This is a genomic window from Agarivorans sp. QJM3NY_29 (assembly GCF_050870835.2).
Lineage (GTDB): Bacteria > Pseudomonadota > Gammaproteobacteria > Enterobacterales > Celerinatantimonadaceae > Agarivorans.
In genome coordinates, this window is sequence record NZ_CP194036.2 from 4064804 (window position 1) to 4086978 (window position 22175).

Here is a 22175-nt window from a genome sequence, read left to right on the forward strand (position 1 = left end):
CTCGCAGTTTCGCGAGGTTTTTTTATACTTGTGAGGCGCTCAAATAACGAGCAACATGAATAAAGGTGACGAAACTCAGACAACTCACAATCATGTTGCTGAGGTAAAAAATCGTCAATGTTTTGATCGATGTTCTGATTTGTAGTTATTTTTCTACATATTCTTTTGTTATCAATCTTGTATAATATGCGCAGAATTTTTTAACAGCATCCTTAACGGAGAGTCACTTCAATGAAGAAAACAAAAATAGTTTGTACCATTGGCCCAAAAACTGAGTCAGTAGAAATGCTAACTCAATTAGTTGAGTCTGGCATGAACGTTATGCGCCTTAACTTCTCTCACGGCGATTTTGCCGAGCACGGTACTCGAATCAACAATCTACGTGAAGTTATCAAAAACACCGGCAAATCTGCCGCTGTTTTATTAGATACCAAAGGCCCTGAAATCAGAACGATTAAACTAGCTGGCGGCAACGACGTAAGCTTAGTCGCCGGTCAAGAATTCACGTTCACGACCGACCAAACTATTATTGGTGATAAAACTCGCGTAGCCGTTACCTACCCAGGTCTTGCTGCAGACTTAAAAGTTGGCAACATTATCTTAGTTGACGATGGTCTTATCGAAATGGAAGTTATTGCCGTTTCTGATGACGAAGTGAAGTGTACTGTTCTTAACAACGGTGATTTGGGCGAGAACAAAGGTGTTAACTTACCTGGTGTAATCGTACAACTACCAGCTCTATCAGCAAAAGATAAAGGCGACTTAATCTTTGGTTGTGAGCAAGGTGTTGATTTCATCGCTGCATCGTTCATCCGCAAGAAAGAAGACGTTCTAGAAATTCGCCAACTGCTTAAAGAAAATGGCGGCGAAACCATTCAAATTATTTCTAAAATCGAAAACCAAGAAGGTGTTGATAACTTCGATGAAATCTTAGAAGTATCTGACGGTATCATGGTTGCTCGTGGTGACCTAGGCGTAGAAATTCCTGTAGAAGAAGTTATCTTCGCTCAGAAAATGATGATTGAGAAATGTAATCGTGCTCGTAAGCTAGTGATTACAGCCACTCAAATGCTTGACTCAATGATTAAAAACCCACGTCCAACCCGCGCAGAAGCTGGCGACGTAGCCAACGCAATCTTAGACGGTACCGATGCGGTTATGCTATCGGGTGAGTCAGCTAAAGGTAAGTACCCTGTAGAAGCAGTCACTATCATGGCTACTATCTGTGAACGTACCGATGCCGTGATGCCTTCTAACCTAGATCCTGCACGTGATAGCGGTAAATTGCGTATCACTGAAGCGGTATGTAAGGGTGCAGTAGAAGCTTCTGAAAAATTAGCGGCACCACTTATCGTGGTTGCTACTGAAGGTGGTAAGTCAGCGAAGTCAGTTCGTAAATACTTCCCACAAGCAAATATTTTAGCGATTACCACTAACGCAAAAACTGCTGCTCAGCTTTGTTTATCTAAAGGTGTGATTCCTCACGTTGTAGAAAGCATCGATAATACTGATGCGTTCTACATGCTTGGTAAAGAACTTGCGATTGAATCAGGGTTAGCCAATAAAGGCGACATCGTGGTTATGGTTTCAGGTGCACTCGTACCATCAGGCACCACCAATACGTCTTCTGTTCACGTATTATAATCACTCGCTTGATTGCTATCCAAAAAGGCGCCTGAGGCGCCTTTTTTATGAGTTCTGATCCAAAGGATGAAACCCACTTAAGTGCTCCATGTCCAGCAAAATAGAATCAATTTGTTCCAAGGCTAAAGCATCGATATTCATGGCTCGAGGATAAATAGGTTGATGCCGGTCATCCAACCAATGACTCACCCAGTAATTTGTAGAGAGCAAAAATTCCCGAGCATATTGCTCACTGACTTCCAAGCAACCACGTAAACAAACATCGAGATAAGATTGTAAAATAGGGCTATTCGCTTGAGGGTGCCAATATTCATGGGCAACATAAGTATAAATTTTCACAGCAGCCTGCGGTAAGGGATGTAATAGCTCCAACTGCTGTAAGTTTAAGCAAACTCGCTCATAATCTCGTTCTCGCTCATCTAATTCGGGCAAAAACTTTTCATCAAATGGGATCAATACCCCATTCACCGTTGCTTGCGGCTCAGGACTAATCACCACTGCAGAACGATCATTACCGCCTTTCAAACCGCTCCAATAGCGCTGATAACCATGTAAACGGGCGGCATAAGCCTGTTCCCCTGGAAAAGTTCGTTGCCGACAATCGGCGTCAATTAAACTACCATAGCCAAATATGTAAATCATTGCACCTTCCTCAGTAAAGCCACTCAATAAATACATTAATCAACGGCGGCACAGCAACCCAGCTAAAGACCTTCATTCTAAGCCCTTGTAACAAATAAACAATGACCAATGAAATAATGACAGCACAGCTTTATCTTATCGGTCATCCGACTAAATCAGGGCCTTTTGTAATATTCACGATCTAATCAATAAACCTTACAAGGTTTGTCGCTTCACATCCTAGCGACGAACTTATTTCTGCCGCTAGCTAATAATCAGCACAAACAGTACCATAGCTCGCATAATCGCAATTTATTTATTGGTAGTTAAGAGGGAATATGGACACAACAACCCGCACCATGCAAGTCAGTAAACGGATAGCCTTAGTGGCACACGACCACAAAAAAGGTGCCTTAATGAATTGGGCCAAAATTCATCAGGACGAACTGAAAAAACACCAATTATTTGGCACTGGCACCACCGGGACTCTTCTTTGTCAACAAGGCTTTGAAGTCACCGCTTTACTCAGTGGCCCAATGGGTGGCGACCAACAATTAGGCGCGATGATCGCAGAAGGAAAGATCGACCTAATGATCTTTTTTTGGGACCCTCTCGACGCAGTGCCTCATGATCCTGATGTGAAAGCCCTACTTCGCCTAGCTGCTGTTTGGAACATCCCCATGGCAACCAATCAGGCAACGGCTGACTTCATTCTCTCCAGCCGTCATTTTAACCAAGAGTTTACTGTTGATGTCCCCGATTATGCAGGCTATCTAAAAGATCGGACTAAATAAGCCAACGTTAAGCAGCCGTTCTGCCATCGCTATTGTCAGCACGGATCCGAAATAGCTTACCCGAGTGAGTTCGATTGGCCTTATAATCAGCTTGCAAAAAACGAGGACGGATAGCCTTTAAATGCTCTATTTGTTCCTCGTTGAGTTTTCCTACCGGTAAACCCAAAGCCTTGTAACTAAGCATCGGGCGGGCAGCAAGATTGATCATCATATCAACGTTTGTCCGTTGCTCTTGAATGTGTTGCAGCTCCATCGCTTTCAACACTCCATTTTCGAGTAAGTTTTTCACCGCAGGCTCCGCCAAAGGCAGATGAAGGACACTCCGTCGGGTAATCACAAACTCACGTAACACCGCTCGCTCTGAATGGTCTAAACAAGCAATCATCGCAGCTAAACGGGTGTGTTCGCGGCGCTCATTTAAATGTCGCCCCACAGCCGTCGCGATTAATAATAAGCTACGGCTGATAAAATAAGCCAACCCCACCACACAACTTATAGTAAATACCAAACTTAGCTGAGCATTAAAACCCATTTCGGGTAACCAATAACTCGGGATCAACAATAATAAAGCGCTTGTCACCACTAGCCACGCCATTAAAATGTCTAATATGCCCCAACGCGCAATTAAACGACTGAGAAATTCCATTGTTGCACTCTCCTGCCAAAAACCTGACTCTTCGAGGATAGTGATAGCAAGGCTTATGCCAAACAATGATCAAGCGCTGAGAGATTTCGAGCCAAAGGGGCGGTAAAGCAACAAACTTAAGTCGCGAGCGACTCAGGCACCCTTGCTAATGCAGCTTGCATGACCTCAATGCCTGCGCCTGCTTTATGGGCATTCTCACTCAGGTGGCGTCGCCAGGATCGCGCGCCGACACAACCTTGAAACAAACCCAGCATATGCCGAGAAATATGCTGTAAACGACCGCCGTTAGAAAGATGCTGTTCAATATACGGATACATTAACTGAACCACTTGATGACGCGAAGGCTGTTGCCGCTGAACGCCAAAAATCCGTTGATCCACAACCGCCAATAAATAGGGATTCTGATAGACCTCTCGACCGAGCATCACCCCATCGAGTTGTTCGAGATGTTGCTCAGCTTGCTCTAAACTATTAATGCCGCCATTCACACTTATCGTTAACTGCGGATAATCTCGTTTCACTTGATAGGCCCGGGTATAATCCAAGGGAGGCACATCTCGGTTTTGCTTAGGGCTTAAACCCGACAGCCAAGCCTTACGAGCATGAATAATAAAAGTACTACAACCTGCTGCTGCGACAGGCTCAATAAAATCGGTTAAAAATGAATAGCTATCTTGCTCATCAATACCGATCCGAGTCTTAACTGTCACTGGTATCCTAATGTGTTGTTGCATGGCATTCACACACTCTGCAACCAAGCTGGGTTCAGCCATTAAACAGGCGCCAAAACGGCCATTTTGCACCCGATCCGAAGGACAGCCAACATTCAAATTAACTTCATCGTAGCCCAACTGCTCCGCTTGTTTAGCACACTCCAGCAGATCTCGAGGATTAGAGCCGCCTAATTGCAATGCAAGCGGATGCTCCTGCTCAGAAAAACCTAAATAGTCACCTTTCCCATGTAAAATCGCGCCCGTGGTCACCATCTCGGTATACAACAAGCTATGCTGACTCATCAAACGATAAAAATAACGACAATGCCTATCAGTCCAATCAAGCATGGGTGCAACGGAAAACCGATTATTTAAATACTTACCACCTAAGTCATTGATTCTTTTTTCTTTATTAGTCATTTAAAATCTCGTTGAATATTGTGTTATTGCCTATTTTGACCAATTCTGATACATTTTAAGAATATTTTGACCCCAAAATGACCCCAAAATGCTTGATGCTTTGACCCCAAGAATTTTGGATTGACCCCAAAATAACCCCAAATTAATAAGAGGTGAAGGTATGGCATCAGTTAGTATAGAAGAGCGAAAATCGGCAAATGGTAATTCTAAATTTAGAGTTAAAGTTAGAGTTACAAAAAACGGTAAAAAAATCGCTGAAAAACAAGATTCATTTTCTACTCGCAAGCTTGCAAAAACCTGGGGTGAGAAAACCAGAAATGAAATGGAAGCGATAGAAGCCAGAAAAAAAGCTGGCACATTTCGAGAGGAAGAGAATCTAAAAGAAGCAACAGTTGGTGAACTGATTGATCTCTATCTGAGACTTCATGATCCTGACGAACCTAAAAAACCTAATGATCTAAGTGATGATATTGAACCACTTGGTAGAACAAAAATGTATGTTCTCAATGCTTTACTTCATTACCCTATTTCAGCAATTCTTGCTAGTAATCTTCGTGCTGACGATATTATAGCGCATTGCAAACTTAGAAGAAATGAAGATACAAATCCAAAACCGCAGACCGTTTTTCATGACGTAACTTATTTGCATACTGTTATGCAAAGCGCAAAATCTTTCTTTAAAATTAATGCAAATTTAAAATATCATGAAGAAGCGATCCCACTTCTTGTTAAATATAGATTGATCGGTAAATCCAAACCAAGAACAAATCATAGACCTTCTGATGAACAACTTCAGATTATGAGAAAAGGTTTGAAAGAAAGACAAGAACATCGAAGTGCCATAATTCCCTATTTAGATATTCTCGATATATCTTTACTTACCGCAATGCGAATCAGTGAAATCACTAGTGTTCGGTGGGAAGATTTTAATTTTGAGAAAAAGACTTTAATCATTCGTGAACGTAAAGATCCCGATCCGACTGAAAAAGCAAACAAACACTCAGTAATACCTTTGATTGGTGATGCGGCAGACATAATCGCAAGGCAGAAAAAATCAACTGACCCAGAAAAGTCAGATTTGATATTCCCATTCAATTCAAGAAGTGTAACCGCTGGTTGGCAGAGAGTTAGAAAAGAGCTAGGTATTGGTGATATTAGGTATCATGATCTTCGTAGACACTGCTTAAGTAACTTAGCAGAAAGAGGTGTTCCGTTGAACGTTCTTGCTAAAATCAGTGGTCATAAGAGCATCAATATACTTCATAATGTCTATCAGCATTTAGAAATGGAAAACTTTGATATTGATTCATTTACTCCTGCATTCATTAAGAAATAAAAAAAGCCCGTATGGGCTTTCTTTTTAATGTATGTGTTTCCTATCAACATCAATTTTATACTTATGATGAATATCTTGTATTAGTATATCTATAATGTTTTCACCGATAACGCCAGCGTCATTTTTTACATTAAGTTCGTTGGTGTTAAAGATGTAGACTAAATCAGCTATAAAACTTTTCATTTCTTTTTCTGAAAGATGCTGCAAGTCTACATTCATACTATCTCTTACTTCATAAGCTGTAACTACATTTTTTAAAGTATCATTTTCATCCATTAGTTTTTCTATCTTCTCAATTGATTCAAGTAAACTTTCTGTCGCTTCTGATAAATCATCTTTATACTCATTCAATTCAAAAACTCTGTTTTTATACTTGTCTTTTAGAATCAAATATTTTCTTTCTATCTTTCTAAATTTTTCAATTTCTGATGCACCCATAATATATTTCCTTTTGTTGTTATATCCTTCACTTACATTAACAACATACATTTATTATAAATCAAATATATCAACACAGATATATTGAAAAAACCGATAATACAAAGAAGAATCAAATTAAATAAAACAAAAATAATTAATTAAAAAATAACTATTCAATGAATAACATCCTTCAACAATCCTAATACATTTGAATATTTAAGATATTTTTCCCGAAATGAAAAAATAATTCCATTTTAAAAATCCCCATTTTACAAGTAAAAATGAGCGTAACAAAAATCATTGTGACACTTTTCATTTACATATTAGATTGGCCATATACGATATAAGTATCAAAGAAAAACAAGGAGCTTAACAATGAAATACGCACAATTACTTAAATCAAAATTAGCAGAACAAGAAGCACAAATCTTAAATTCAGTAGAAAAGCACAAAGCAATGATTCAAGCATTTCCAATGTCAAAAAGAGAACAGATAAACTCTGTCTGGAATGACATTTATGAAAATAATAATGTTTTAGAAGATAAAAACAATTTGTCAGATATTGAATATTCTGAGTTAAAAATAATTCAAGCATCAACGTTTGAAAAATTTGAATCAGAATTAGATAGATAAAGGAGAATGACTTATGGATGACTTACTTGAAATCTTATCAGCATTAGCACAACAAAGAATTAGATTGATAGAAACTTACAGAACAATAAAATATTACTTAGATTGTGGATACTGCTCAATAGTTGAGATAAAAGAAGATTTGAAAGAGCTAGTTTTTGTAAAAGACAACGTGATAATAGATATATGCTCAAACAATAAATTAAATTCAAATGATTTTATAGAACTAACAAATCATCAACACGATACTATTAAAATAATAATAAATGAACTTTCTTAAGCCTTGGTTACAAGGCTTTTTATATAGCATAAAAATATTTTTATTTACAAATGAAAAATACATGATAAAAAAAATAACCATTGCAAACATAAATATGGTAATGGATTTAATTTTACAGGATGTAAGACAAGGATGTTCTGCTTGCAAAAAAGGAGAGTAAGATGATAAACAAAATCACAATATCAGCCAATGCCAAATGTTTTAACTTTTATACTGATGAAACATTTATTTTTGATCATGAGTTCTTAGAAGAACTACAAGTAACAATTGTTGATAATGTTACTTTTGAAACAAATCACTTAAAATCATTTCATTCAAACGACCCTGAAAGCCTATATGACCTTGCAGAAGAAATATCACTTGATAACCCGACCTTTTCAGAAAGAGCCGTCAGGCATAGTCTAAACCACGCTTACAGCACCCTAACAGATAAGTATGACTTACATGTATCTGTTCTAAATTCAGAAAGTGATGAATATCTAATCTGTGGTGATACGCTTGATTTACATTCACTGAATCAAAACGAGTTTGAACGATTCATCCATAGCTTTCAAAAAGCCCCCATTTCTAACAAACTTTTTTGTTCTATCTAGTTAATAGAGATTGTAGATAAACTCTTTAAATACAGACCCTTTCACCGTTCCAATGTTTTATTTTGTTCCTTTTCATTTACATAAGTATTTTTACTGATACATTGACAGTAACAACAAAAGGAGTCAAAGATGATAAACATAATTAGATCTGTCGCTGATACAGACAACGACCTAGAAAATTATATAGTAAAGCTTACCGCCCTACTCGGCACAAAACGCCCTCAGTTCGCCTCTGTGCTGCGAAAACTCATAGAATCCAACTGTGTTCACGAACATTCTATTTCTAGCTCTGATATACGTGATTATTTACCTCAGAAATCAACCGCAAGTGATCAAGCAACAGCATTAAATCAGTTTAAAAAAGTTGGTGTTAATACAGGTATTTTCTCATCTACAAGCGCAACAGGCGTGATGTTGAATCAATCGCTATTTTCATCTAATGGCATAGGTTTCAATAGTTTCATCATTAATTACGAAAATTCGATTAAGACGATTTCTAATTCAGATCTAAATTCTGATTATAGTGTTTCTACTTCATTCACTTCTGACGATTACTTGAATGACTTACTCAACCTGATAAGGATTGGTAAGCCAGCGAGAGACAAATCACTATTAAAAGTTATTCAAATGTTTGATGAAAAAGGAAAAATCAATATCACGTATGGTCATGGTAGTTTTGGCAAGATGTGTGAAGAAGTCGGTTTGAAGAACAACAGAGCTTTAAGAGATAAAATAGAATTATTGGTTTCTCATAATATTTTCAAAAGAGATAAGAATCATTTGCAGTTATCGAGTTCAATAATCTTATCAAAAAAATGGTTCAACGACTTAGAAAGTAATCAACATTCTTTACTTGTAGAATTTAAAAACAAGAACATAACAATCAAAACCTTGCAGTAGGTCTTTTTTATATATCTTATATATCTTATATATCTTATATACCCTATATACCTTATATACCTTATATACCTTATATACCTTATATACCTTATATATCTTATATGTCTTATATATCTCATACATCTTATATACCTTATACATCTTATATACCTTATATATTTCTCAATCTACCGCCATAAACATAAAAATATCACCAAAGCTAACATCCTGACAAACCTTTGAATCTACACAAAAAACAAACCTTCAAAAAATATAAATATACATCTTATATAATATATATATGTTTTTCATTGACACCTTTAGAGGTCCTGATAACATTGACTATATAAACGAAATGTAACACAACAAGGAGTTAAAATGGATATACTAACAGTGGCATCAATAAAAGGCGGTTCAGGAAAATCAACAACTTGCGAGCAATTAATGTTTACAATGGAGCGAGAGCTTTTACTGAATCTTGATCCTTACGGAACATATGAATTAACGAATGCATTACGTTCAGCAAATGGATATAGGAAAATTAATTTTCTAAATATCACATCAATTGAACAGTTCAAACAAGCTATTGAAAAGCATGCTGATAAGAAAATAATCATTGATTGTGGCGGTTATGAAAGTGCTTTAACTATGGCTGCGATGAGCGTAGCAACAATCATCATCACACCAATAAATGATTCTATTAAAGAAATGGCAACGCTGAGGAACGTTAACGCAACGCTTACTTCTATCAGTGAAAAAACAAACAAACCTAAAAAAGCTTATGTTCTTGTAAATCGTGTGCATCACGCAAAAACATCACTATCTGAATTTGATAATTTAACGAGCAAATGTCCTAACCTAGTGCGTCTTAACTCTACCATTAGCTTTAAGAAAGGATTGCTTGAAACCGCTACTTCAGAAGGTTTAACGATTCCTGAGTATGAATTGAAACGTGTTCAGTCAATACGAGCTAAACAAGCTCAAGAACAACAGCAAATGGATACTGATAAAGCTAACGGCAAAACTATTACTCTAAAAAAATTCGTTGCTCCGAAACTCAATCAATCGGTAAGTGAAATTTACGCACTTGCAGACGAAATCAAATCAATTATTAACGCATAAGGAAAAAGAAAATGACTAAGAAAAAAGTAGATATAAATGCAATTGAAGAAATGCTAAAAGATATGGATAAAGCTTCAGAAGGTGCAGCACTAGTAGAAAACGAGAACGTAGAACCTATCAAAATCGAACGTGATAGATCACTAACTAAGGGCAACAACAAACTTATAACTTCACTACCAGAATCACTTGAAGCTGATTTCTATGATTTAAAAGCTTCAGGTTTGGCTAAAGGTTCTTATACTCAATATATAATTCAATGTGTAATCAAACAGACAGATCTAAATCTAAAGGAAAAGGAGAGAAAACAACGTGAACAGGTTTAAAACTAAGTTCGATTTTGGAGAAGATAAATCTTTGTCTTCTTCAAACTGAACCATCAACGCAAGGCGATAGTATGACTAAATCATTCAGAAACTAAAAAAGGCACTTTTTCAGAAAGTGTCTTTTCTTTGCGAAGCATAAAAAATCAATTTAATAATTATACCTAAACAGATATATTAAAAAGAAACATTAACATTATAATACCTTAAGAAACCTCTAAATCTAAAGAAAAAAACCCTTCATCATAAAAACATAGAATCATTTGTAAAATCATGTCTCTTTACTATCAGAAACGAAATGATAGAAATATATTAAGGACACTTAATATTAAAAGGAATTAAAAAATGAATTTATGCAAATCAGCAATACTCTTATCAACACTTTTCACAATCCAAGCTCAAGCAGAATGGGTTGCAATCGTAATACCGCCAGAAGGTATGTATACAGAACCTAGCGCAGCATTGAACGTAACTCAAGATAACGTCAAAGGCACATACGAAGTCGTTAAATCAGAGCTATATTATTCAGATATTATAGTAAGTGAAGAAGGTTGTGATGTTCTTTTAGATGGTGATAAAAAATCAGGAAATTGGGAATACTTAAACAGCGGAGGTTGTTCTGATAATGATTCATTTACCCTTTCAGCAACGGGTGATTTAAGTGAGACAGTTTCACTTTGGGCGAAAGCTCCTTCTTGTCAATACTGGAATAACGGATGGTTAGCAGCAGCACAAGACGGTTCTGGAACAGGATTAGTTTATAACTCTCAAAGCTGTTCTATCAACAATTCAGACATTAGAAGCTTAATGAGCTATGACTCTGTGCCAGCGTATTACCTCAATTCAATTAATATTGACATAATGGGGGGCGGTGAAGGTGGTGAAGGTGGCACTCCTGCGCCCAATGAAGGAGAAGGAGAAGGTTCTGTAAATCCTGAATTTAACTTACCAAACATTCAATACGTTTTTGGAGACATAATCATTGATCATCCATTTTTAGAAACGTTAGATTTATCAAATCTTAGATATGCAGGTTCAACAATAATTCTAAGAGGAATGCAAAACATAACGTCATTTGATTTAAGTAAACTTAGTTATAATAACTACAACATAAATATTCTTGGAGCAATGTCGGCAACAGAACTTGATATTTCAAATGTAGAAAACGCTGGGACTATAGATATTTCTTACACCAATATTTCAAACATAACTAAATTTGCAAATTTAAAATCAGGATTGATCATTACAAATAATGACAACGAAGCTTTCTTTCCTCAAATTACTACATTTCCTGACAGAGATACGAATTTTTGTAGAGCAATCAGATGGGGCGACATAACACTATCAAGTTCAATCTCTCAATCGAATGCTGAAAGTGCTTGTCAATGATAGAAAGTTTAAATTGTATAATAGATAAACAATAAATTAGTAGAACACTCTTGATTTAAATTTTATACATGATAAATATAATTAAGTAAGCATATTACTATTCCTTAAATAAAAAAGTTTTTCCACATCAAATGATGTGGTTTTTTCTTTTAGTATAAAGAAAAATCAATTCACTTAAAAAATATATCCCCTCCCCTTCTTTTATTATATCTAAATTGTGATATTCCTATAATTAACACAAAGGAATAAAACAATGAAAATAAACAAGGGAAACATACTAAAACTAATAATTACACCAATCTTGCTTTTAAGCTTATCAGGATGCTTTGAACATACCAATGATGCTTGCATTGAAAAAGCAGAAGAAGTAACGATAACTTATAAGTCTTGCAAAGATCAGAATAAATTTCTCACAGAAACAAACTTTCATGTTCTCGATGCTAAATCATCACCATACTATGATACTAGCGGAGGTTTATCTGAGTCAGAAGTAACAAGGCTCAATAACAACGCAATCAACGCTGAGAACAACCTAACTAAGCTTTACGAAATTCAAATGTATGTGGCTGATATTGTTCTATCTCTTTTTGTTTTCGCTACTTTCATCATTGTTCCAATAGGGCTTTACAGAACAATTCAAAGAGCGAAAGAAGGAAAGCCGCACAAGGTTTATTTTAGCCTTACTATGTTCATAATAATTTCTTCATTCACTTATTATGTTGTTTCATCTAATCATTTTACCAGAAGTATTGCAGGTAGCTTGAATGCTGTTTCACAAGTCCTATTTACAGCTAATGTAAAATTATCACTGACTGAAAGCCAACAGAAAAAAGCCCAAATTAAAAGTTACAGTAAGAATGAACTTCTAGAAGATGCTAGAGCTTTAATTCATATCGGAATATGTCTTAACAACAATCAAAGAAACACGCTTGAACGTCAACAAATCGGTGTTGATTTAAGTTATGAAGAAATCAAAACAGAAGAAGGTGAAAAAGAATATATTTATAACAAACTTACCTCTCAAAAAGATGTTGTTGATTTTTACTATGAAAAGAACGTTCCATACGTCAAATATTACGAAAAAAGAACTAATAAAAAAATCTCTTATACTATTAACAAATATGGATTGATTCATAAAATCTTTCTTGCTGATTGTGGTGAAATTACAGCGACTAATAAGAAAATATCATCAGCCGTTTTCAATATCATGGAAGAAGTAAATTTCAATAGTATTACTCACAATGCGATAAAAAATAAAACACTTGAATCATCTTGGAATGAGATTCAAACAGCATATGAAGAAAAGTATTTGATGACAGAAAATGCAAAGTTGAGATTGATGCAACTTGCGATAATCTACTTACTTGAATACAAAAAAGGTTTTATTATCGGTTCTGTAGAGCTTGGATATGATGCAGGTAAAAACCCTGATTATCTGGCAGGGACACAAAAATACATTGATTTTGATTCGAGCAATTTACAGTCATTTTTGTCTAAAACGGATGCTATATACGACAACATCAACGAATCTATCTGTATCACCAACGCTGAATTAGTAAAAGAGACAATCAACGATTTAGAAGATTTCGATACAACGTCATTTATGAGTCAATATGATTGTGTAAATTTCGATAAAGAGAATGGAACTCTTTCAGCAGCAACTACTTCAAATAAAATTTATGATAATAATAACAAACAAGAAATTGAAACAAACATCGTTAGATTGGTAAATAAAACCAATCCTTTAGTTGAAGATTCTGTAGAAGATTTGATCGCTGGTTATGCTGCAATTGATGATCTGTTCATTGAGATTGTAGATAGCCTTTACAGTTTTGAAAAAGATGTAGGAACGATAATCAACAAGGGTTATTTCGCACAAGGCGATTTTTATCACTATCTAAACACGAATACCAACGGCTACTTGTCGATGTATTCAGAATTAAACGATGTTCTTGATATTAGCTACGCTAAAGCTTTACCCAACTATGCATCTGGTGATGATAATGTTGAGTCTAATTTACATGCTTATACATCTGGTCACATCAACTACTTTTTAAATCCAATCTTTGATCAGATTGATGTATCTCTAAGTGTTGCTCCAAGTAGCTACTCTTCACAAGCAATCGAAATTGCTACAGATTCAAGCCGTTACAATTTTGACAGAACAGAATTAGTTTCAACAAAGAATGCTGAAACACTGTTCTACAATGGTCTTGATGCAATGACAAACATCTTTAAGTCATTAGATAAATTTGTTTGTGCTGATGATGAAACCTGCGCTGAAAAACAAGAAGATTTTCAAGGTGTGCCAGAGGTGCAAAAGCTAAGTGAAAACCTCAAAACAGGTTCAGCATTCGCATTTGGTTCAGGTTTTGCTCTTAAAGCAGGTGGTATGATGATTCAAGCATCAACTAAACAATCTTCAGAAAATTCAACTTACAAAAAAGGTAAGAAGAAAAAGAAAAAATCACATTTAAAAAGTATTGGTAATGGAATTGGTTCAGCGATAAACGAAACTGGCAATTTGATGATTGGATCTGGTGTAATCGCTGTAGTATCAGCAACCATCATTGATTTTCAATTCAAGTATGAGAAAATATTTTTACTATTTACTGAAGTGTTTGTTACCTTCTACCTCCTTCTTCTGCCTTTTTTTATACTGATTTCTTACTCTGTTTTCATTTGGACTTGGAAAGATACAGAGATGAGTAAAAAAGTTGTTATGTTTAGTTTCAATGCAACTGTATATCTATATATGTTTTTATTGGCGTTATCTATTACACTTCCAATAAACAATATAGCTAGAGCACTAATTATGAAATATATGCCAACGATTTCAAGTTATACAAACTTTGATTCTGATTCTAGCTCAATGATTCTAGGTCTTATCGGACCTGTTTTTCAAATCATAACAACAATCATAATCACTTTTGGATTAATATATATTTCACTTAAAACAATTTTGAAAGAAGTTAAACCATTGGTTGACAATGTGATGCAGAATGGTTTTAACAACTTAGAAGAATTCATTGACAGAAAAGAAAGTGAGAAGTTTATTGCAAAAGTAATGATCACAAATAAAACTTTAAAAACAATGGCAAATCAGAAACAAAAAGATAAAGAATAAAACGCTTCACCTTAAAATAAAAAGACTGTATTTACGGTCTTTTTTTTACCCATGAATATATCTAAATTGAAATAATGTTGATTCGTGATATTAAGATACTATCACAAAGGAATTAACGCTATGAAAAGAAATGGTAGAAAGTCGATAAAAAGACAAATCAGAAAAAACAAATCGGCAAATAGAAAGAATAGAATTAAAAAAGTTAAAATAAAAAATTTAAATAATATTTTAAAAACAAATTTAAAGAAAAAAACTTTAGAATTAAATTTAAAGCAAAACATTAGCAATGATAATGAAGCAACAGTAAGTGTTCCAAGCTCAACACAGAAAGTTTTAACTGATGTTCATTCAAACAAAAAATTCTATTTTTTCTTATCTATTGTATCGACTCTAATTTTTTCTTATCAGTCTGAAGCTGTGAATGCTCTTATCTCAGAAGAGTCTTCACGCACCAATGACCAGGATTGTTCATAGCATCTTCCAAAGCATATCAGATGAAGTTTATCCGTCTTACGTGTCGTTAGATACTCCAACACAACTTGCAGCACTAGCGCAATCTCTCAATCAAATCCTGTTGGATTATGTGCCTGTCATTGTATTAATTTTCTGTGTTCTTTTTCTATTAGAATCACTATCGCCTGAAGGGGCTTCAAAAGGAACTAGAAGTAGACTTATGGCTATGGCATTTGTTTTATTCATAGCTTCTCCATATAACACTCATGAATATAAAACGGCTTCAGGTCATACAGAACAGATTAATAATTATAGATATATCATTCAGACTGCTTTTGCAAAAGTCGTTGAATCAGGTGAAAAGCTGATTGATTTTTTCGATAGTGAAGAAATCACTATTCATTCAATTCAACTTCCAAATCCGAAAGTTCTTAAGGATAACTATCTAGATGTTTCTCATGTGTTTTTAAAGAACGTTGAATCACCACAAGACGTTTTAGATACGAAACTGAACGTTAGCCTTAAGGATGATGCTTATACCGCTAGATTTGAAATGGGAGGCTCAGAAACCATCATCTCAAATATGAGCAATACGATAATGAACCAAAAAGCAGAAACGATTGATGAAACGTTAAACGAAAAAGAAATGATTCAAGATTTTTATCAGTCTCTTTTTGAGCATAGCTATCTTGTAGCTCAAAACATCTCTAATGCTCAATTTTCTGCTGATAAATCTCTCTCAAGTGATTTCACTGATTCACAGAATTTAGGTCATAACGAATCAGTTCTAGAAGGAGACTATAAGCAGTATTGCTCTGATATTTATAATTATGATTTATCTGGGGCTGATATGATCGTAATGAACACATATCTAGATGTTGCAGCACAATGCGCCAGTCATAATTTCTTGGTTAAGCATTATGCTAGTCCATTCTTTGATTCTGAAGAAATCCTTAACGGTCAAGGTGTATTGAATGATTTGAATGCAATGCCATTTGGTCATTCAGTGTTTGAGCTTAGTTTTGATGATATTAAGGCAAAAGCAAAATCTACATGTTCTTCAGGTGGGTATTTTTCTTGTGCTGAAGCGATTCAAATTGCTGAAAAAGCATATGTAAAAACCAACAAGAAACTTGGTTTAATCACTACGCCAGTGAATTCGATAAATGATGTAGTTTCAAGCTATGTTGACATTTCAGGTGATGTGATGAGGCGTAGATTTCATACACAAACAACTGTCAAAGGTGTTGGTTATAAGGATCTGACTTTAGATAAAGACGCTCTCTTTTCTATAAATTTCACTAGAAACATCGAAAAGCAAAACTTTGAAGTTCTTCATCCCCTTCAGATGATTGATATAGCAGATATACCAAAACCTGATTTTGGCACTATCGTAAACACTGTTGCTGGTTCTGATATTATGTCTCCGATTAATCGTTTTACATCTTGCTACAACGCATTTAATCAGATCAGAAGTGGGTATAAATGTAACTCAGTAACAGAAGAAATGATTGATGCAGGAACAGGGCTTGTTCAATGGGGTGTGAGCTTCAAAACTGGTGCAATGCTTATGTCATTCAACAAGAAGAAAGGCAAAGCGTTCAAAATGAGTTCTGATAAGCTTAAAAAATATGGTTCTGCCGTTGGAACAGTTACAGCAATCATTGCTCCTTCCGCTTACGATAACTACTTCAAAACAAGTCCTTACTACAGTTCAGTAGGTGCTACAACAATGTTGACGACTACAGCGATTCTTCAATACTTTGGGCTTGAAGCAATAAAGTTCTTAAGCTGGCTTGGAAGTGTTGCAATTGGTATTGGATTCTTTTTCTACAGCCTTCCGTTGATGATTCCATTGATGTTTTTCAAGTTTACACTACTGAGAGCATACAAGTTAGTTATCGACCAAACGATAGCTTTTAATCTGTTCTTCTTAAATGGTTTTTCTAGAGGCATGGATGGAATCGAATCAGTTTATGATGAATTTATTATAGATTTACATGCATTGTTTATGAACTTCATTTTACAAGCGATTTCTCCAATAATAATCGTTTTCTCATATACAATCATCTTCCAATATCTCCACGATATTATCATAAAGATTGATGGTAATTTCGGCACTCAGATAATGAATATAATCATCTTACTCTTTGAACTTTTAGCTGTATTCCTATTGCTTAGAATGCTGCCAAAAATGATGAATGGTCGTATTGATGCATGGTGTAACTTCATGAAATCATCTTTTGTTAAGTAAAACGTTAAAAATTGAAGAAGAATTATTTATATAGCTCTTCTTTTTTTTCGTTTATCTAAAAAGGTTTTATCTCCTGAATCTTCGTTACTCTTTATTTTTCGTAAATATATGTAAGTAATGATAATAAGCATTACAAAACAAGGAGAATATTATGCTAGAAGAAAAAGAAATTATTGATGCTGATTTTGATGATGTAATTGATAATGAATCATTGAAATTTGGCACACCAACCATTCAATCACCAATGATTGATAATATGTTTGATTTTGATTTCATTAACTCAATGTTTCCAGATACAAAAGAAGCATTGAAAAAACCAATTGAAGAGATTGACGAAACGATCAAGAAGTCGAAAACTCGAAAAGAATTTCTTGCTGAAATGCACGAAGGTATTTTTTCAAAATACGATAAGAAGAAAAACAAATATTATCTTGAAGGTGAGTTGGCTTTCACTGTTAGAAAGTCGCTTATAGGAAGAAACAAAGGTGTAGATTGTGGATTCAATCCATCAGTTCAAGTCATTTCTGATAGTCTTTCAACGTGCAAGCACCCGATCACTGACATTCCTGTTGATAATCCTGAGTTTATGGACAATTTCAAACAAGGCTTGATCAAAGCACTTGATGATAATGATTTTGATATTGATACGCTGAAAGTTGCGAGAGGTTGCCCCAACCGTGATGAACTACTTTCAATCATTGATGAGGTTAAAAATCGAAACTCTTTTAAGCTTGGTGAAGAACTCGATGACCAAGATGAAGATGTTAAGAATGACAAGGTTCAATCAGAAAATAAATCTACACAGCAGAATGCTGTGTCTCCTGACGATGATGAAGAACCTGATTTCCCACAATTACCGTTTCTAGGTAAGAAACGTATTGAAGTTCCTTCTTTACCTGCTCCTACTGATCCAGAGCATGAAGCATTGGCTTTACCAGCTCCTAATCCTAATTCTGATGTAGACAGAATGCTTGAATTTGACGATTGGGATTTGACGTTTGAAGATGAAAATCTAGATTTTGAACATGCTATAGAGCAAGATTTTGATCTAGAAATGAATGAACTCGATAAACCTTCAAAACTCGTTTTAGACAGAGATGAAAAAAGAAATGAACTGCTTCGTTCGATTGAAAAAGATTCTCAACCTTCACCTGAATCATCTAAACCAAACCGAAGTAGAAAGAGAAGTTCAAGATTATCAGTATAAACATAAAAGCCAACATATGTATGTTGGCTTTCTGCAAATCTTTACTAGAATGTTTGACACAATGTTTCTTATGTCTTAGATTACTTGTGGTAACTAATTCGATAAGGTAAAGATCATGTCAATTGATAAGAAAAAAGAAATTGAGAAACTAAAAGAGCAACAGCAAAAAGAAAATGAAGCACGAATTAAACAACAAGAAAAAGAACTTCAAGATCGTATCGAACAATTAGAACGTCAAGAAGAGATTGAAAAAACGTTGAAGAATATTCTTGAAGAGGAAGATTCAGCACTAATTGGATTAACGATTAATGCCCTAATGCCTTGGATAATTAGTAACGCCAGTGAAATTAATGACGAAAATTCAAAAGAACTAACTAAACGTTTAGGTAAAAAATCTGCTCAAAAATCCCCAAGCAAATCCAGACCGTCATATTTCTTAGTTGATATTGTTGCATTAAAAGCTGAAGCAGAAGGTTTTTGCACTGAACTTTTAAAAGATAAAGATGTAGTTCTTCTTGAAGAAGATAATAATTATGCTGTTGTCTATAATAAAGCTTATGCAGGTAAGATTAGAAATGCAGCTAAAGCATTGAATACATCTGCTGGTGATTTGTATCGAAAAAATTCCAATGCTAAAAAGACATTAGAAGTAGATCACGGTCTTGACCTATCGAAATTGAAGAAGAGCGATTTTGACTCTTATACATATTCTTCTTAAGAGTATTATATGCTTCGCAATAAAAAACCGCCTAGTGCGGTTTTTTTGTTTCTGATTAAAAATTACTTAAGAGCTTTTGCAATTGCAAATTTAATTAAATAAATTTCAGGAAAATCAAAACTTAGGTGAACACGTTTGAAATCAGGATGTGAATCTATTATATATTTTCTGCTTTTTAAACAGCTTAACAATGCTTGTTCTAACGTTGATGTGTCGTGAATCATTGGAAGTGAAGTAAAATCATTTTCAATTCTCTTACTGATTTTACGAAAGCTTTGAACGTCTTCACTTGTAACAGCTTCAACTAAGTATTTAGCGTGAGCATAGCTTAAATTCAATGCTTTAAGCTCTTGATCTACTTCGCTGATTTTGTCTTTATCATCACTAATTTCATCAAGAACAAATCTAAGTGATTCACCATAAACACGATTCGCAATAACGACTCTACCGATTTCTTCAGTCATCTTCTCAATCAAGTTGGGATCTGCAATGGCGTTTGAATAGTTGCTGATATGAACCGATTGTTCAAACAACTCTTCAAATTCTTTAGCTACGATTTTCGATTCAGTATTTGCAGATTTTACTATCTCAGCATTTTTTTTAGACTTAGATTTTTTATAATGCCTAATTGCCAAATCCAGTTGATATTTACCCTTACTCAGGCTAAATGTTTTTTCTACCAGTTCATCTATATCTATCTCTAGAATCATTGCTAAATAGTAATTGTCATATTTATTATAATAGTTATTGATTATATGAAACTCATCCATAAGTTATTCTCCTTTTTAATATATCCATACCAATATATTTATCACGAAGAATTTTATTTTCAACAAATCAATGAAAATAGAACCATGATATTCACTATCAATCATCACCACTTCACTTGAAAAACATACAATTTCATAGAAAAATTCATAGATAATTTCCCAACCTTATCAATATTTATCTAGCAATTATTCCTTTAAAACCAAGTCATAATTATTCCAATGCAGATATATTAAACAAAATAATTTGAAAGTTTTTCTCTAAATGGTATTAGATCAGTATCGTTTACATACAAGGAGATAAACATGAACAAAGATGAGCAAAAACTAGATACATTAAAACAATATTATAATAATGATATTTTCAGCAAAGAAAATTATAATGGATTAGAACTTTATTATGAAATTGATGCTGTGTATGCACTTGTAATTGATTCTTACCCTGATTCGATTCAAAATCCATCAAGTTACATGAATCAAAAAAAGACTCTGAAAGATTTATATAGGGCTTTAGAAAATGGAATAGAAAAATACTTCCCTCAGTTGCATCTAATGAAAAATGAAGAATTAATCACTGTAACAAGGGAAGAAAAAGAAGCTGATGCAAGACGAATCGAAGCAGAAAAACAACGATTGGTTAAAGAACAAAAGCAAGCTGAAAGAAAAGGTTTTGAAGATAATCATGAAACAATTTTCAGATACAAATCAAGCAACTCACTGATACCTAATTACGTTGATTTCAAACCTAATGACACGACTTTGAACATCATGAAGAAATACCTTCACGATAGTTCTTTAATCGAGCTTGAAGAGCATTTTCAATTTAGTAAAGAAGACTATTTTCGCTTAGAAATTAAAAATGGTTGTATCGTTAATTTTGAGAACCAAAACCTCAATGTCGGATTCATGTATGCAATGAATTTACTGAGCAATAAAATGTATACCGTCAAACCTCTGGCAACGCCTAAGCCATTGGTTAATCTTCTGATTTCTGGTAATAAAAAACATGACATTAAAGCTGGCACTTCTGATCCATTAATCAGACAAAAGCTTAAAAAACTTCCTTTAAGGATTTTAGATAAAGATAGAATTGATTTCTGTAATTTCGTATTCAGACACATTCAAGCAATTGAAACTTTCAATCCATTTTTTGAAAAAGATTTAGATTTTTATATTAAAAACTCGATGCGATATGACAAAAATAAAGAACAAGTGATTAGTGCGATAAACAAATATTTATCTGAAAATCATATGTCCATTTCTGAGCTTTTCGCTGTAGATACTTCTGATAAAGAAGGTATTGAATTGCATGAGATGTGTAGAAAACAACTGGTTGCGATTTTCACTGTGTTAATCAGTAAATACTTCAAGCTATACATTGAAAATAGTATTGATATGTCTGAATACACTAAGAATGATAAATCATCTGGTGATACTGAAACTGAGAGTCCTACACCAGACAAAAAATCTAATGGAACAAAGATTATGAAAAACCGAATTTAAAGCCCTGACGGGCTTTTTCTAATCAAGATTCAACTTAACTAAAGGAGCTTCAGCACAATCAATGCATTGTGAATTTGATTTGTGCAATCGCACTCCCTGACAATCATTACAAAATTTATAATAATCATCAGATTTAGTTAGTTCTTCAAGACTTTCAATTTCTTGTTCATAACGTCTAACTTTTTCAACGTTCGGTTCAATCAAACCTAGTTCACTAGATAGCATTCTGTAGTAATACGTTAGCCGCTTGTAGATTTCTAGCTTGTCCATTTTTTGAAGTTCTGGTTCTTGTGAATTCTCACCTTCAACATCTAACATATTCATTTTTAGCTGTTCCTA

22 protein-coding genes are annotated in these 22175 nt (G+C 34.5%); 16 read left to right on the forward strand and 6 right to left on the reverse strand.

The features are described from left to right. The first annotated feature begins 231 nt into the window (after positions 1 to 231). Entirely contained in the window at positions 232 to 1644 is a 1413-nt protein-coding gene (gene pykF, locus ACRRS0_RS18305) for a pyruvate kinase PykF (RefSeq protein WP_432451774.1), read from the forward strand. Between the two features lie 45 nt (positions 1645 to 1689). Here pykF and ACRRS0_RS18310 read toward each other — a convergent pair whose 3' ends face one another. Continuing rightward, entirely contained in the window at positions 1690 to 2286 is a 597-nt protein-coding gene (locus ACRRS0_RS18310) for a gamma-glutamylcyclotransferase family protein (RefSeq protein WP_432451773.1), read from the reverse strand. Between the two features lie 317 nt (positions 2287 to 2603). Here ACRRS0_RS18310 and ACRRS0_RS18315 point away from each other — a divergent pair, with 317 nt between their 5' ends. Then, positions 2604 to 3059 carry a methylglyoxal synthase gene (locus ACRRS0_RS18315; protein ID WP_432451772.1) on the forward strand — a complete coding sequence of 152 codons (456 nt, stop codon included), beginning with the start codon at positions 2604 to 2606 and terminating at the stop codon, positions 3057 to 3059. Positions 3060 to 3066: 7 nt separating this feature from the next. Here ACRRS0_RS18315 and ACRRS0_RS18320 read toward each other — a convergent pair whose 3' ends face one another. Next, positions 3067 to 3705, reverse strand: coding sequence for a super-infection exclusion protein B (locus ACRRS0_RS18320; RefSeq protein ID WP_432451771.1), 639 nt, complete (start codon positions 3703 to 3705; stop codon positions 3067 to 3069). 116 nt (positions 3706 to 3821) lie between these two features. Continuing rightward, a complete protein-coding gene (gene dusA / locus ACRRS0_RS18325; protein WP_432451770.1) occupies positions 3822 to 4838 on the reverse strand; it encodes a tRNA dihydrouridine(20/20a) synthase DusA in 1017 nt (338 codons plus the stop codon). A gap of 160 nt (positions 4839 to 4998) precedes the next feature. Here dusA and ACRRS0_RS18330 point away from each other — a divergent pair, with 160 nt between their 5' ends. Further along, positions 4999 to 6174 carry a tyrosine-type recombinase/integrase gene (locus ACRRS0_RS18330; protein WP_432451769.1) on the forward strand — a complete coding sequence of 392 codons (1176 nt, stop codon included), beginning with the start codon at positions 4999 to 5001 and terminating at the stop codon, positions 6172 to 6174. Positions 6175 to 6198: 24 nt separating this feature from the next. Here the strand turns inward: ACRRS0_RS18330 and ACRRS0_RS18335 are convergent, their stop codons facing one another. Beyond that, on the reverse strand, positions 6199 to 6612 hold the full coding sequence (locus tag ACRRS0_RS18335) for a hypothetical protein (RefSeq protein WP_432451768.1): 414 nt from the start codon (positions 6610 to 6612) through the stop codon (positions 6199 to 6201). Between the two features lie 357 nt (positions 6613 to 6969). Here ACRRS0_RS18335 and ACRRS0_RS18340 point away from each other — a divergent pair, with 357 nt between their 5' ends. The 12 genes from ACRRS0_RS18340 (at position 6970) to ACRRS0_RS18395 (ending at position 19566) form a co-directional block, all read left to right on the forward strand. Further along, the gene (locus tag ACRRS0_RS18340; RefSeq protein ID WP_432451766.1) at positions 6970 to 7227 is read left to right on the forward strand and encodes a hypothetical protein; all 258 of its coding nucleotides are present in this window, start codon (positions 6970 to 6972) and stop codon (positions 7225 to 7227) included. Between the two features lie 13 nt (positions 7228 to 7240). Next, positions 7241 to 7504 carry a hypothetical protein gene (locus ACRRS0_RS18345; protein WP_372317324.1) on the forward strand — a complete coding sequence of 88 codons (264 nt, stop codon included), beginning with the start codon at positions 7241 to 7243 and terminating at the stop codon, positions 7502 to 7504. A 161-nt stretch (positions 7505 to 7665) separates the two neighbouring features. Beyond that, complete coding sequence (locus tag ACRRS0_RS18350) at positions 7666 to 8097, forward strand: hypothetical protein (protein WP_432451765.1); 432 nt, start codon at positions 7666 to 7668, stop codon at positions 8095 to 8097. Positions 8098 to 8226: 129 nt separating this feature from the next. After that, positions 8227 to 8997, forward strand: a complete 771-nt coding sequence (locus tag ACRRS0_RS18355; RefSeq protein WP_432451764.1) for a hypothetical protein — start codon at positions 8227 to 8229, stop codon at positions 8995 to 8997. 357 nt (positions 8998 to 9354) lie between these two features. After that, entirely contained in the window at positions 9355 to 10098 is a 744-nt protein-coding gene (locus tag ACRRS0_RS18360) for a ParA family protein (RefSeq protein WP_432451763.1), read from the forward strand. Positions 10099 to 10109: 11 nt separating this feature from the next. After that, positions 10110 to 10421, forward strand: coding sequence for a hypothetical protein (locus tag ACRRS0_RS18365; RefSeq protein WP_432451762.1), 312 nt, complete (start codon positions 10110 to 10112; stop codon positions 10419 to 10421). 342 nt (positions 10422 to 10763) lie between these two features. After that, positions 10764 to 11807 carry a hypothetical protein gene (locus ACRRS0_RS18370; RefSeq protein ID WP_432451761.1) on the forward strand — a complete coding sequence of 348 codons (1044 nt, stop codon included), beginning with the start codon at positions 10764 to 10766 and terminating at the stop codon, positions 11805 to 11807. A gap of 253 nt (positions 11808 to 12060) precedes the next feature. After that, positions 12061 to 14934 (forward strand): hypothetical protein, encoded by a 2874-nt coding sequence (locus tag ACRRS0_RS18375; RefSeq protein ID WP_432451760.1) that lies wholly within the window; start codon positions 12061 to 12063, stop codon positions 14932 to 14934. A gap of 120 nt (positions 14935 to 15054) precedes the next feature. Next, a complete protein-coding gene (locus ACRRS0_RS18380; protein ID WP_432451759.1) occupies positions 15055 to 15408 on the forward strand; it encodes a hypothetical protein in 354 nt (117 codons plus the stop codon). Further along, the gene (locus ACRRS0_RS18385; RefSeq protein ID WP_432451757.1) at positions 15389 to 17641 is read left to right on the forward strand and encodes a hypothetical protein; all 2253 of its coding nucleotides are present in this window, start codon (positions 15389 to 15391) and stop codon (positions 17639 to 17641) included. Before ACRRS0_RS18380 ends, ACRRS0_RS18385 begins: the two co-directional genes overlap by 20 nt. Before the next feature lie 151 nt (positions 17642 to 17792). Next, positions 17793 to 18848, forward strand: coding sequence for a hypothetical protein (locus ACRRS0_RS18390; RefSeq protein ID WP_432451756.1), 1056 nt, complete (start codon positions 17793 to 17795; stop codon positions 18846 to 18848). Positions 18849 to 18963: 115 nt separating this feature from the next. Then, positions 18964 to 19566 (forward strand): hypothetical protein, encoded by a 603-nt coding sequence (locus ACRRS0_RS18395; RefSeq protein ID WP_432451755.1) that lies wholly within the window; start codon positions 18964 to 18966, stop codon positions 19564 to 19566. Positions 19567 to 19628: 62 nt separating this feature from the next. Here ACRRS0_RS18395 and ACRRS0_RS18400 read toward each other — a convergent pair whose 3' ends face one another. Further along, positions 19629 to 20336, reverse strand: a complete 708-nt coding sequence (locus ACRRS0_RS18400; RefSeq protein ID WP_432451754.1) for a hypothetical protein — start codon at positions 20334 to 20336, stop codon at positions 19629 to 19631. A 303-nt stretch (positions 20337 to 20639) separates the two neighbouring features. Here ACRRS0_RS18400 and ACRRS0_RS18405 point away from each other — a divergent pair, with 303 nt between their 5' ends. Continuing rightward, entirely contained in the window at positions 20640 to 21836 is a 1197-nt protein-coding gene (locus ACRRS0_RS18405; RefSeq protein WP_432451753.1) for a hypothetical protein, read from the forward strand. A gap of 18 nt (positions 21837 to 21854) precedes the next feature. Here the strand turns inward: ACRRS0_RS18405 and ACRRS0_RS18410 are convergent, their stop codons facing one another. Then, positions 21855 to 22160: a hypothetical protein gene (locus ACRRS0_RS18410; protein ID WP_432451752.1), complete on the reverse strand. Its 306-nt coding sequence runs from the start codon at positions 22158 to 22160 to the stop codon at positions 21855 to 21857. Positions 22161 to 22175: the final 15 nt, after the last annotated feature.